The organism is Desulfitobacterium sp., from assembly GCF_034927245.1.
GTDB lineage: Bacteria > Bacillota > Desulfitobacteriia > Desulfitobacteriales > Desulfitobacteriaceae > Desulfitobacterium_A.
This window is the reverse complement of record NZ_JAYFQK010000052.1, coordinates 1-12,777: the sequence shown is the minus strand read 5'-3', so window position 1 is coordinate 12,777 and position 12,777 is coordinate 1. Positions and strand designations below refer to the sequence as shown.

The window sequence follows — 12,777 nt, the reverse complement described above, 5'->3', positions numbered from 1 at the left end:
GTTGAAGATGGTTTCGTATTTAACGAACGAGGGGGAAGCCAAATGGCCCATGATCTTGAAATTTCGCCCGAATTGAAAAGTACGGTGGATAACCTGATAAAGAATGCTCAAAAGGCATTGGAACAATACATGGGAATGAATCAGGAACAGGTGGATCAAATCGTCAAAGAAATGTCCCTGGCGGGTTTAGAAAATCAACTGTATCTTGCGAAGCTGGCGGTCGAGGAAACAAAACGCGGAGTCGTTGAGGATAAGGTTATTAAAAATATCTTTGCCACAGAATATATTTATCACAGCATCAAGTACGAAAAAACCGTGGGCATTGTGGAAGAAAACGATTATGAAGGATATGCCGAGATTGCCGAACCGGTGGGGATTATCGCCGGCGTGACTCCGGTGACGAACCCGACTTCAACCACTTTGTTTAAAGCGATTATCGCCGCGAAAACCCGAAACCCGATTATCTTTGCCTTTCATCCCGCTTCACAAAGGTGCAGCGTTGAATCAGCTCGTATCCTGCGGGATGCCGCCATCAGTATGGGAGCCCCGGAGCATTGCATTCAATGGATTCCCGAGCCGTCCATTGAAGCCACGCGGGAGCTGATGGATCACAAGGGAATCTCTCTGATCCTCGCTACGGGCGGTTCCGGCCTTGTCCGTGCCGCCTACTCAGCCGGTAAGCCGGCTTTGGGAGTCGGACCGGGCAACGTTCCCTGCTATATTGAGAAAAGCGCCAATATTAAGCGGGCGGTCACAGATCTCATTATGTCGAAAACCTTTGACAACGGAATGATCTGCGCTTCCGAGCAGGGCGTGATTATCGATCAAGAGATTGCCGATGAAGTGATCAGTTATATGAAAGATTTGAAGTGTTATTTCTTGGCCGATGAAGAAATCAAAAAACTGGAGAAAGTCGCGGTCAATCCGGAAACAGGCGGGATCAGCGCCGAAATCGTCGGCAGAACCGCATACGACATTGCCCGGATGGCGAATATTAAAGTCCCGGAGAACACGAAGATTTTAGTTGCCGAGATGGGGGGAGTCGGGGAGCGATATCCGCTTTCCCGAGAAAAACTCAGCCCGATTTTAGCGTTATACCGGGTTCAAGATTCGAAGGAGGGCATTGCCCGGGCAGACCAGATGGTGCGCTTTGGGGGTCTGGGTCATTCGGCCTGTATTCATTCGGAAAATGAAGAAGTGATCGAGGAATTTGCCAATGTCATCAAAACGGGGCGGCTTATCGTCAATTCACCGTCCACGCACGGGGCAATCGGTGACTTATATAATACGAACATTCCTTCATTGACACTGGGCTGCGGCTCCTTCGGGCAAAATTCCACCACCTCGAATGTAACCGCGGTGAATCTCCTCAATAAAAAAAGGATTGCGAAACGCAAGGAAAATATGCAATGGTTTAAGATTCCCGAACGAATTTACTTTGAATATGGCGCTATTCAATATTTAGCCAAGATGCCGAATATCAGCCGGGCATTAATTGTCACAGACAAGGTGATGCTGGAATCCGGTTATGTTGATAAGGTTCTTTATTACCTGCGTAAACGCGAAAAATACGTTCACAGTGAAATCTTTGCCGACGTCGAACCGGACCCTTCCTTGGATACGGTTAAGCGGGGCCTTGCGACGTTAAAGATCTTCCAGCCGGATGTGATTATTGCTTTGGGCGGAGGTTCTCCGATTGATGCGGCCAAAGCGATGTGGATGTTCTATGAATTTCCGGATATAGACTTTGAAGCGCTGACCTATAAGTTCATGGATATCCGCAAACGGATTTACAAAATGCCGAGGCTCGGTCAAAAAGCCAAGCTGGTTGCGATCCCGACAACTTCAGGCACAGGTTCGGAGGTCACGTCATTTACGGTAATTACGGATCGCGAACGCGGAATCAAATATCCTATTGCCGATTACGAGCTGACACCGGATGTGGCGATTATCGATCCGGAATTTACCTTAAGCGTGCCAAAAACGGTGACCGCTGATACGGGTATTGATGTTTTAACACATGCTCTGGAGGCTTATGTATCCATCATGGCTTCGGATTACACCGATGCGCTGGCCTTAAAAGCGATTCAGCTCGTCTTTAAATATTTGCCGCGGGCCTATCAACAGGGTGATGACAAAGAAGCGCGGGCTAAAATGCATAATGCTTCCTGCATCGCCGGCATGGCCTTTACAAATGCTTTTTTGGGAGTCAATCACAGCCTGGCCCATAAATTAGGCGGCGAATTTCACATTCCGCACGGTCGGGCCAATGGGATCATGCTACCCCACGTCATCAAGTATAACAGTGAGGTTCCCCGCAAAATTGCAACCTTCCCGAATTATGAACATTTCAAGGCTCATGAGAAATACGCCGATATCGCCTTGTCACTCGGCTTGACGCATAGGTCAGTTGAGGAAGGAGTCGATAAACTCATTGAGGCCATAAAAGGGCTCATTCAGGAGCTGAACCTTCCGCTTTCTCTGTCCGCCGCAGGGGTAGATAGGCAACACTTTGAATCGAAGGTTAAGGATTTAGCGGAAAAAGCCTTCCAGGATCAGACGACCACGGCGAACCCAAGAATGCCGCTGATCTCCGAGCTGGAAGGACTGTATAGAAAAGCCTATTGATCCGTGGGGTGACTTCATAACCTATGTATCAATTTCTACCGCAGCAATGCTTAAATTTTTTGCCGCTGCCACAAGGACACGGATCATTGCGGCCAACTTTTTTGCGAGTTTTCATGTCAATGATATTGCTCTTTGTTTCCGTCTGTTGCATCGCTTTAACTTCTTCCGGGGGAAGAGCAAAAGGAGCGGTAAGCGAATGAGGGGGTTGATAAGGCAAAGCAGGCAGTGGTTTTAAGAATTCCTTTTCAACTTCAAAAAGTTCATCCGGAGTATGGCCTTTGAGAATCCATTGGCGCGTATGGTTAGATAAATCAACAACGTGTTCCGTTAATTCCTGTACAAATTCAAAGGAGGGAAACTCGAGCCGAGTCTGTAAAAACTCAATAACTTTATTTACTCTGATATCCTGTTTGATAATCGTTTGACATTCTTCAGTAATGTCTTTTGCTTTATCCTCAGTCATGTTATACGCATTTAATAAAAATTCAGTGAACCGACGAAAAGCGAAATTTTCATCTCGGTAATCAGGTTGGCCTGCTTTTAAAAGTTTACTCTTGCTGAATTTTTGATACTCAACGTCCGGACGTGCTTGATGCTCCTTCCGGACGTTTTCAATATCCGTAACTTCACAGTAAGCCCAAGTTCCATACCGGTTCATTTGCAATAATTCGTAATAGTCTTTAGCCCTCAGGAGGACATGAAAAAGATCGAAATAATCCGGTTCTGCTCCCAATAAATCCTTAATCTGCTTAAGAATTTGATGATAACTCAAAGCTCCGTAATAAAAAAGCATTCCTTGAGTCAACAAAATCCATTCGGTATTTCGTTGACTTATTTTTTGAAGTTTTTCTTGATCAAGCTGTTTAAAAGCGTTGAAAATTTCCATCGGCATTAATAGTATTTTTGTATCCTTCCAAGTTCCGGGAAAAATGAGACCTGTTGCTTGCCAGTACTCTACTTCCTCAAGTTCAAACTCTTCGGCTTTGATGACAGTAGGTTCGTTATGCTTAATAAAATGTTTTAGAAGGGTATATCTGTCTTCATCCAAAGATATCATTTCTTCGTGAACTTTTTTGGGTAGAATTTTTACCAGTTCAGCGATTAAATCTTTCTTTCGCAGCGTGCTAAGCTTTCTCAATTCATAATGCCTGCAAATATGCGTTAAATCGTCTTTGGTCAATCGTTCTAAAATCTCGGAAAAGGTAATCGGGAAGGATATGCTCTGCCAAACCCTTTTCGCTTTTCGAAGTTGATATTGGGCTTGTTCTTGTTTCATTTTCTTGAAAACATCATTAAGAAGGTTAAAATCATCCTTATCCATGCTAGGGTCAATCCCCCTTGTCCATAAACTCATATCTATTATATCTTTATTAACGTTGGCAATAAACAGGTTTTCGCAAAGGAAGGAAGAAAACATCGAAATAACGAAGGAAAGAGAATGTTGAAGTATTGAAATCATTCTAAATTTACGATATCGTTATTGATAACAGTAAAATGGAGGTTTAATGATGTACAGTTTTAGAAATGATTACAGTGAAGGGGCACACCCCAGGATATTAAATGCGTTGATGGAAACGAATCTTGTCCAAGATGAAGGATATGGGGAAGATCGCTACTGTGGTGAGGCGATCAAGCTGCTCAAAGAAAGACTCGGAAGAAATGATGTGGATATTCATTTCATTTCCGGCGGAACCCAAACGAATATGATCGCCATTTCGGCTTTTCTAAGGCCCCATGAAGCTGCGATTGCTGCAAACACAGGACATATCAACGTCCATGAGACCGGAGCCATTGAGGCAACCGGACATAAGGTCATCGCTGTTGAAGTTAACGATGGGAAACTGAAACCGGAAAACCTGAAAGCTATTTTGAAAACCCATTCTGATGAACATATGGTAAAACCAAAACTCGTTTATATTTCGAACTCTACTGAAATCGGGACGATTTATCATAAGCAAGAGCTCGAACAGCTTAGCGCCTTTTGCAAGGAAAACAAGCTGATTTTATTTATGGATGGCGCCCGCTTGGGTTCGGCATTGTGCTCTGAGGAAAATGATCTGATTCTTGCCGATTTGCCGTCACTTGTTGATGCGTTTTATATAGGTGGAACCAAAAACGGAGCCCTGCTTGGTGAAGCGTTAGTGATCTGTCAGGATGCACTAAAGGAGGATTTCCGCTATCATCTAAAACAAAAAGGGGCGCTCCTTGCCAAAGGACGTCTTCTCGGCATCCAGTTTCTTGAGCTTTTCCGAGATGATCTCTACTTTGAACTAGCCGGCAATGCCAATAGAACGGCTCATATTCTCAGTGAGGGCATAAGCAGGGCAGGCTTTAAGTTTTTAATCCATTCACCCTCCAATCAAATCTTCCCCATCTTTCCGAATACCCTAATCAATGCACTTGAAACAAAATATTTCTTTAGTATTTGGGAAAAAGTAGACTCAGAACACTCGGTCATTCGCTTAGTAACCTCGTGGGCGACGAAAGAGGACAGGGTCTACGAATTCCTTGAGGATATGAGAAAGGCGATGTAACCTTTTCACCCTTCCCCTCCTCCGCATTATGACAAAATAATACACTTTTAATAAAACTGAGTTATAATAGTTGTGATCGATTAACAAATTAAAGCATAAAATTTAGATTTAGGCTTTAGGGCTATATGGAGGAGTACAATGGAGGTCAAACCATTTAAGAAACTAAAACTCTATGGGTTCAATAATTTAACGAAGACGTTGAGCTTTAACATGTATGATATTTGCTATGCAAAGACGCCGGAGCATCGTGATGCTTATATTAAATACATTGATGAGGAATATAATGCAGAAAGACTAACCAACATTTTAACCGAAGTGGTTCGAATCATTGGGGCCAATATACTCAATATTGCCAAACAGGATTACGATCCCCAAGGGGCAAGTGTAACCATGTTGATTGCCGAAGAAGAATGCCATCCGGACAAACCGCCCGATGATGATCCCTTTGACCCAATGATGGCGAAAAAAGGGCAGCCCCTTCCTGAAGCAGTTGTAGCCCATTTGGATAAAAGCCATATTACGGTCCATACCTATCCGGAAAGCCATCCCCATGGCGGGATAAGCACCTTTCGTGCTGATATCGATGTTTCTACATGCGGACAAATTTCGCCCTTGAAGGCGCTAAATTATCTGATGTCAAGCTTCTGTTCGGATATTGTAACCGTTGACTATCGGGTTCGGGGCTTTACTCGCGATATGAACGGCAGAAAATATTTTATCGATCATAAGATTAACTCTATTCAAAACTATATCAATCCCAAAACACGCGATCTTTATCAAATGATCGATGTTAATGTCTATCAGGAGAAGATTTTCCATACAAAAATGCTGCTTAAAGATTTTGACTTGGATAATTATCTTTTTGGAACAGCGAAAAAGGAACTGTCTTTTTCCGAGAAACGAAGGATCAAGCAGCTTCTTAAAAAGGAAATGACAGAGATTTTCTATGGACAAAATATATCTAAGCTCTAATATAGAAAACCCGGCTTCGCCGAGCCTTAAGCGAAGGCAAAGCCGCTGGTTGCACTTATACTATCAACCGATAAAAACTTATATACTCTGATACGTATAAAGAAACCCTCCGCAATAGATTTGATTCTTGTTGCGGAGGGTTTTCTTTTTTCCCATCTCAGAAGTATGTCCGAAAGGCAAGGATAAGCATATTCTATAATAAATAATGTTTAGGGTGATAAATCGTGTTCAATCAAGATGACCAAATAACCTTAACTTTATTGAGTTTGGAGATCATTGGATCAGTTACGGCAATTATTGGACTGATACTTTTTATTGTTGCCTCATCCGCTGCAAAAGATATTTTACTGTCTTCGTATTTCAGACGTGTCCAAGTTAATTCAAATATAAATCCCGACGTCACTGTTCTTATTGGGCGTCTCTTTTTCGTTATTGCGGGTTTCGTGGCAGCCGGTACAACTACGCTTCGTCTGATTCAGCGTACCCAAGAGGTTTTGCGGAATAAACCTGGGCAAGGGACTCTCGTTCCTATTACCTACGTTACTATCGGTACATGGATTTCTCTTATGGGTGGAATAATTGCTTTAGTTGGAGATTATAGAAGGGTGCAAGAATCACCAAGTTCTATTCCTGTTTATTAGGAAGCTAAGAATTCGCGTCCACTTTTTTACTAACGGAAAGTATAAGTTTTGGGCAGATAAACTCTAAGTGCAACTAACCTGCCGCTTGCGCCTGAGGCTTAGCGCCATCTAAGTTTTCTTTATATATTCCTCAGAGGACTCAAATTTATCGATTTTCCATGTTCCCTTATCCATTTTTATGATAAGGGTATAACAATTGGTAAAGGAAGTTCCGGCACTAATCCGATGTTTCTTATCGTTTTTTTTGTTTAAAGATTTGAAATATTTATCCTCGGCACTGATAATACAAGTCCTTACGTTATAAATAACTTCGGCCCGTTCCTTATCTTCACTAAAAGTGATGGTAAGAAACTCACAATCTTCGTACTTTGACTTAATCCGATTTTCGTTAAACAGATTGGTGGTGTTTTGTTCGTCATTGTTCTTGATAAGCTCTACGAGGTGATCCACCGTATAAAGATGATACTCAGCTCTACCGTCTAAGTGTTCAAAATCCCGATCGTTTAAAGCTTTAGCGAAATCCATGGCTAAAGCCATTATAATCTGTTCAATTTCTATACTATCTATTAATACGGCTGTTTCGCTGTCAACTGGATCGCGGCTATTATTAACGGTCTCATCCATATATTCTTTTATGGCTCCGAAAAGTTTATCGGCAAAGCTTTGTTTATCCATTTTATCGCCTTCTTTCGGCTCATAGCAAACTTTATATAGCCTATGATTAATTTAGTATTTTGAAGCTTGGTTGAATTGTACAATTATATATCGGGTGGGGGTCGTTGCATTGGGCAACAGCTCTATGGTAATGTTGTTCATGTAATAACTAATGATAACTGGAGAAATTAAATGGACAAAATTATAGGAATTATCGCCAACAATAACGATCTTAAGCAGAATATCGAGGAATTATTCCCTGAAGATGTAAAACAGGGGAAAATAATCATTGATATCTTGGATTCTGAAAGGATCGAAGAACAAGGCCGGCTTTTAGAGAAAAAGGGGGCCAAGGCGATTATTGCCAGAAGCGGCGGTTATCGTCATACCCTTGGCAAAGTTGATGTTCCTGTAATTCAGTTTAAAATAAACACTCTGGATATTTTATATGCCCTCAAGACAGCGAGTAAATTCGGGAAGGATTTAGTCCTTGTTATCTCCGATTTAGAGTATTTCAATTACGAAGACTGGAAGGACATGATCAATGCCAGAGTCATTATCGAAAAATTCGATTCGTTGGAGGCCATTGAGGGCAGAGTTGTAAAGTATGCTTCGAGCCCATTAGATGTTGTCATTGTGGGGGGAGGTATCCCTTGCGGTTTTGCTCAGGAACTCGGTCTGAAGTATGTTCCGATCAGTGCCAGCAACGAATCGATTATTGAAATCGTGATGTCTGCGCGGGCTCTCATCGATAGCCTTTATGAACAAAAGTATCAAAATGAAATGCTGACCAAGACGTTGGATGGAGTTCATGATGCGGTAGTGGCGATTGATCGGGAAAGTAATATTATCCTCTATAATGAAAGAGCAAGGGAAACGCTCAAAAGAGACAGGCAAGATTTAATAGGCAGGAATTTGGCAGAGGTTTTACCTGAACTCGGCTTTATGGCCAACGTTTTAAAGGCTAAATTATCTAGAACAAACGAAATTATCAACTTAAAACGTATTGTTATTGCCGCAAATACCTCTTTGCTGGAAGTGGACGGACATGTGCTGGGGGCTCTTTGTTCATTTCAAGATATTACGAAACTTCAAAGCTTAGAGAAGAAGATTCGTTATGAACTCAATAAAAAAGGGCTTACCGCGAAGTATCACTTTGAGGATATTATTGCCTACGATCCTGTTATGAAAGATACCGTGTCAAAGGCGATCAAGATAGGCTTAACAGACGGTACCGTTATGATCTATGGGGAAAGCGGAACCGGGAAAGAAATGATTGCCCAAAGCATTCATAATATCAGTTCAAGAAAAAATGATCCCTTTGTGGCCATCAATTGTGCTGCATTAACGGAGAGCTTACTTGAAAGCGAACTCTTTGGCTATGAAGAAGGGGCATTTACCGGGGCGAGAAAAGGGGGCAAACCGGGATTATTTGAACTTGCTCACGGGGGGACTGTATTCTTGGATGAGATCAATAGTGTATCACCTGCTCTTCAAACTAAACTTCTACGCGTTTTAGAAGAAAAGGAAGTTATGAGAATAGGTTCTGATTATATCATTCCTTTGGATGTTCGAATAATTTCTGCGGCTAACGAAAGATTAGAAATGAAGATTGAAGAAGGAAGCTTTAGAAGCGACTTATTCTACCGGTTAAGCATTCTGGAACTCAATGTTCCACCGCTTAGAAAAAGAAAATTAGATATTGTTCCGATTTTTAAGCACTATCTTTCAACATTAACGGAATCATCAAGCTTGTCGATAAACCATGAACTTGAAGAAAGGCTTAAAGCCTATCCTTGGCCGGGTAATGTTCGGGAATTGCGGAATAATGCTCAAAGATATGTTCTATTTGGCGAACTTGAATTAGATCACAAACTCCCTCGAAATAATGCGGAATTGAAGGATGGAATTATCGATCTGAAGGAAATCGATCGATATGTTGAGGAAAAGGTCATTGACATGCTTGCCCAGGAAGGCTTGACTAAAAATGAAATTGCCAAATTATTAGGGATCAGTCGAGCTTCGTTATGGAACAAAACAAATAAACAATCGAAGGAAAAGTAAAACCAAACCGATAATGACGTCTAAAAAAGTAAACTTGATGTTTAATATTTTAGACAAATAGTGAGGTAACTTCATATTTCCTTGTACCGGGGGCTGTTGAAAACAGCCCCTTTTTTGTACTGTGCACAAAATTATGGACTATTGCAAAGGACCCAAAAGCGTAGTTCAGCGCATAGAAGTGAACGATTCGCGGAGGGACGTGCAGGTGAACAACGCTTTCGTAGCGTAGCGCAGCCAGTGGTTCACAACATGTATTGCCCAGAGGTTTGGCGGAGCTGCTACGAAGGCGAAGTGAACCAGTCCCAGAGCGCAAAAGTGAACGGATATGCGCGAAACTACACGACCATAGGTTTTGCAACAGCCTCTTTTATTGTTGCTTTTGGCACAGTTATTGCGTATTAAAGTTAACAAAGGTAATTCTGGGCTGAACAGAAGGAGGAAGCAATTTGTTACAAAGTTTTGATGAACTTTTTTATGCCGCAAAAAGATTGGACCAAGTAACTATCAGCGTAGCTGTAGCCCAAGAGTCAGGTGTACTTGAGGCCGTCAAGATGGCTGAGGAAACAGGTTTGGCCAAAGCGATACTTGTTGGTGACGAACAACTGATTCGACCAATGATGAGTGAAGTCGGACTTTCTGAAAATACGCGTGTTATTGATGTCCCTGACCCGGATCAGGCAGCGCTTCGGGCCGTAGAACTGGTGCACGATGGAGAGGCGCAGATCCTTATGAAAGGCCTGATCAATACGAGCAACTTTTTACGAGCCGTATTAAACCCGGATAAGGGACTGCGCAGCGGACGAATTCTCAATCATTTTGCAGCTTTTGAAATCCCGGGAGTAAAAAAACTGGCCTTTCATTCTGATGGGGGAATGAATATCGCACCTGATCTCCAGCAAAAAAAAGAAATCCTCATCAACTCACTTATGGCCATGAAATCGTTAGGAATTAAGAAACCTAATGTTGCCGTACTCGCAGCTAACGAACAAGTTAATCCCAAAATGCAAGCTACCGTAGATGCTGCGGCTTTAGTTGCTATGGCCCAAAACGGTGAATTGCCCGGGTGTGAGCTTGAAGGCCCAATGTCTATGGATGTTGCGGCGAGCAGTGAATCTGCCCAACATAAAGGGATTCAAAGTAAAATTGCCGGAGATGTTGATCTTTTTATTTTCCCTACGGTAGAATCCGGAAATTTAGTGGCTAAAACTCTTATGAAATATGCGAAAGCGAAAAATGCAGGGGTTATTTTGGGAGCGACAAATCCGATTGTCCTGGTTTCTCGTGCAGATCCGGCAGAGTCAAAACTGTATTCCTTAGCTTTAGCAGCTTTAGTAGCTCAAAATAACTAAAAAGGAGATAAACCATGAAGAAATTATTGACAGGAAATGAAGCAATTGCTCGTGGGGCCTATGAAGCAGGGGTTAAATATGCTTCCGCTTATCCGGGAACACCCAGTACCGAGATTCTTGAAAATTTAGCCCTTTATAAAGACGAAATTTTGGCGGAGTGGGGACCTAATGAAAAGGTTGCTTTGGAAGCCGTTTTTGGGGCTTCAATGGCAGGAGCAAGATCCATTGCCTCAATGAAGCATGTTGGAGTGAATGTAGCAGCCGACCCACTCTTTACCATCTCCTATACAGGTATCAATGGCGGAATGGTTCTCATTTCCGCTGATGAACCGGGACAGCATTCCTCCCAAAACGAACAAGATAATCGTAATTATGCTAAAGCTGCAAAGATCCCCATGCTTGAACCAGCGGATAGTCAAGAAGCTAAAGATATGGTCAAAGCCGCCTTTGATCTAAGTGAAGCGTATGATACCCCCGTCATGGTCAGAATGACAACAAGGGTATGTCATTCCAAAGGTATTGTTAAGTGTGGCGAGAGAACAGAAGTCGGCTTTAAAGAATATACAAGAAACATGCCGAAATATGTTACTGTGCCCGCTTATGCCAGAAAGAATAGGGTCAAAGTTGAAGAGAGAATGAAAAAACTTCTCGATTTCTCAAATCAAAGCGAATGGAATCGGCTAGAATGGAACGATACAAAGGTAGGGGTAATTGCCTCAGGAGGTTGCTATACCTACGCTAAAGAAGTCTTCGGGGATTCTGTATCTTATTTAAAATTAGGGTTTACCAACCCGCTTCCCGAAGAAAAGATTAAAGAATTCGGCAGTAAAGTAGAAAAGATCTATGTGATAGAAGAGAATGACCCCTATATTGAAGAAAAGGTTAAAATGCTTGGGTTTAATTGTTTGGGTAAAGATTTATTCCCAGCCTATGGCGAAATGCTCCCGGAAGTCATTCGAAAAGCCGTTTTTGGCCAAGCTAATCCAACGATTGAGTTTGACCAAAGTAAAATCATTTCAAGACCCCCCTCATTTTGTGCAGGTTGTCCGCACAGGGGTTTCTTCTATGAGATCAGCAAGAGAAAAAATGTGATGATATCCGGTGATATAGGATGTTATTCCTTAGGGTGTTCCGAACCCTATAATGCCATGGATCAGAATATCTGTATGGGTTCAAGTATCAGTGTGGGTCATGGCGCTCAGCAAATGTTTAGTATGAAGGAAAACAATAAGATGAGAGTTGTTTCCGTAATCGGGGATTCAACATTCTTTCATACCGGAATCAATTCGCTCCTCGGTGTAACTTACAACGGAAGTAACTCCATTAACGTCATTTTGGATAATCGGATTACCGGCATGACGGGACATCAGCAAAACCCAGGGTCAGGATATACATTACAAGGAAAAGAAACCGTAGAAATTGATATTGAAGCCTTGGTTAAGGTATGCGGTGTTAAAAACGTCAGAGTTATTAATCCAAATGATCTAAAGGCTGTAAATGATGCTCTGGATTGGGCAATGAGCCTTGATGAATCTTCGGTAATTATTACAAGATGGCCATGCGTTTTGAAGAAATTGACGAAACAAGATAAGCTTGAGTTTGAAAATGTTTTTAAAACGAAATGCGTGGTTAACCCTGATAAGTGTGTGGGATGCAGATCATGCATTAAGCCAGGCTGTCCGGCCATTTCCTTTGACAAAAACAAAAAAAGAGCAAGTATTGATCCCAATTCATGCGTAGGTTGTGAAGTTTGTCTTCAAGTATGTCCGGTTAAAGCGATTGGAAAGGTGGAAGCAAGTCTGAAATAATCAGTTAGGGGTACCAGCAAAATCAAGTGAGCACAGCAAAGCAAGCCATCGGTTGATGACTTAAAAATCTAGATTTGCAAGAAATTAAGAGGCTGCGCGAATGTGATAACCTTGGGTTCTAGCCAAG

Annotated in this window: 9 protein-coding genes; 7 read left to right on the top strand and 2 right to left on the bottom strand. The window is 42.2% G+C overall.

The features are described 5' to 3' along the window. The first annotated feature begins 42 nt into the window (after positions 1–42). The gene (adhE, locus tag VB077_RS13110) at positions 43–2,628 is read left to right on the top strand and encodes a bifunctional acetaldehyde-CoA/alcohol dehydrogenase (protein ID WP_323415699.1); all 2,586 of its coding nucleotides are present in this window, start codon (positions 43–45) and stop codon (positions 2,626–2,628) included. Positions 2,629–2,656: 28 nt separating this feature from the next. Here the strand turns inward: adhE and VB077_RS13105 are convergent, their stop codons facing one another. Beyond that, the gene (locus VB077_RS13105; protein WP_323415698.1) at positions 2,657–3,949 is read right to left on the bottom strand and encodes an SEC-C metal-binding domain-containing protein; all 1,293 of its coding nucleotides are present in this window, start codon (positions 3,947–3,949) and stop codon (positions 2,657–2,659) included. 187 nt (positions 3,950–4,136) lie between these two features. On the opposite strand from VB077_RS13105, the gene VB077_RS13100 reads away from it, so the two are divergent. The 3 genes from VB077_RS13100 (at position 4,137) to VB077_RS13090 (ending at position 6,775) form a co-directional block, all read left to right on the top strand. Next, complete coding sequence (locus VB077_RS13100) at positions 4,137–5,162, top strand: low specificity L-threonine aldolase (protein ID WP_323415697.1); 1,026 nt, start codon at positions 4,137–4,139, stop codon at positions 5,160–5,162. Between the two features lie 138 nt (positions 5,163–5,300). Further along, complete coding sequence (speD, locus tag VB077_RS13095) at positions 5,301–6,134, top strand: adenosylmethionine decarboxylase (protein WP_323415696.1); 834 nt, start codon at positions 5,301–5,303, stop codon at positions 6,132–6,134. A 224-nt stretch (positions 6,135–6,358) separates the two neighbouring features. Further along, positions 6,359–6,775 carry a hypothetical protein gene (locus VB077_RS13090; RefSeq protein ID WP_323415695.1) on the top strand — a complete coding sequence of 139 codons (417 nt, stop codon included), beginning with the start codon at positions 6,359–6,361 and terminating at the stop codon, positions 6,773–6,775. A 108-nt stretch (positions 6,776–6,883) separates the two neighbouring features. Here the strand turns inward: VB077_RS13090 and VB077_RS13085 are convergent, their stop codons facing one another. Beyond that, a complete protein-coding gene (locus VB077_RS13085) occupies positions 6,884–7,450 on the bottom strand; it encodes a hypothetical protein (RefSeq protein ID WP_323415694.1) in 567 nt (188 codons plus the stop codon). A gap of 171 nt (positions 7,451–7,621) precedes the next feature. Here VB077_RS13085 and VB077_RS13080 point away from each other — a divergent pair, with 171 nt between their 5' ends. From VB077_RS13080 to iorA, 3 genes are all read left to right on the top strand, one after another. Beyond that, on the top strand, positions 7,622–9,493 hold the full coding sequence (locus VB077_RS13080) for a sigma 54-interacting transcriptional regulator (protein WP_323415693.1): 1,872 nt from the start codon (positions 7,622–7,624) through the stop codon (positions 9,491–9,493). Positions 9,494–9,939: 446 nt separating this feature from the next. Then, positions 9,940–10,842 carry a bifunctional enoyl-CoA hydratase/phosphate acetyltransferase gene (locus VB077_RS13075; protein WP_323415692.1) on the top strand — a complete coding sequence of 301 codons (903 nt, stop codon included), beginning with the start codon at positions 9,940–9,942 and terminating at the stop codon, positions 10,840–10,842. Positions 10,843–10,856: 14 nt separating this feature from the next. Further along, positions 10,857–12,650: an indolepyruvate ferredoxin oxidoreductase subunit alpha gene (gene iorA, locus VB077_RS13070; RefSeq protein ID WP_323415691.1), complete on the top strand. Its 1,794-nt coding sequence runs from the start codon at positions 10,857–10,859 to the stop codon at positions 12,648–12,650. Positions 12,651–12,777 lie beyond the last annotated feature (127 nt).

Bases quoted from the DNA above. Each gene is read 5' to 3' on its own strand.
- VB077_RS13080 (WP_323415693.1), top strand. From the start codon at position 7,622: ATGGACAAAATTATAGGAATTATCGCCAACAATAACGATCTTAAGCAG.
- VB077_RS13105 (WP_323415698.1), bottom strand. From the start codon at position 3,949: ATGGATAAGGATGATTTTAACCTTCTTAATGATGTTTTCAAGAAAATG.
- iorA (WP_323415691.1), top strand. From the start codon at position 10,857: ATGAAGAAATTATTGACAGGAAATGAAGCAATTGCTCGTGGGGCCTAT.
- VB077_RS13100 (WP_323415697.1), top strand. From the start codon at position 4,137: ATGTACAGTTTTAGAAATGATTACAGTGAAGGGGCACACCCCAGGATA.
- adhE (WP_323415699.1), top strand. From the start codon at position 43: ATGGCCCATGATCTTGAAATTTCGCCCGAATTGAAAAGTACGGTGGAT.
- VB077_RS13085 (WP_323415694.1), bottom strand. From the start codon at position 7,450: ATGGATAAACAAAGCTTTGCCGATAAACTTTTCGGAGCCATAAAAGAA.
- speD (WP_323415696.1), top strand. From the start codon at position 5,301: ATGGAGGTCAAACCATTTAAGAAACTAAAACTCTATGGGTTCAATAAT.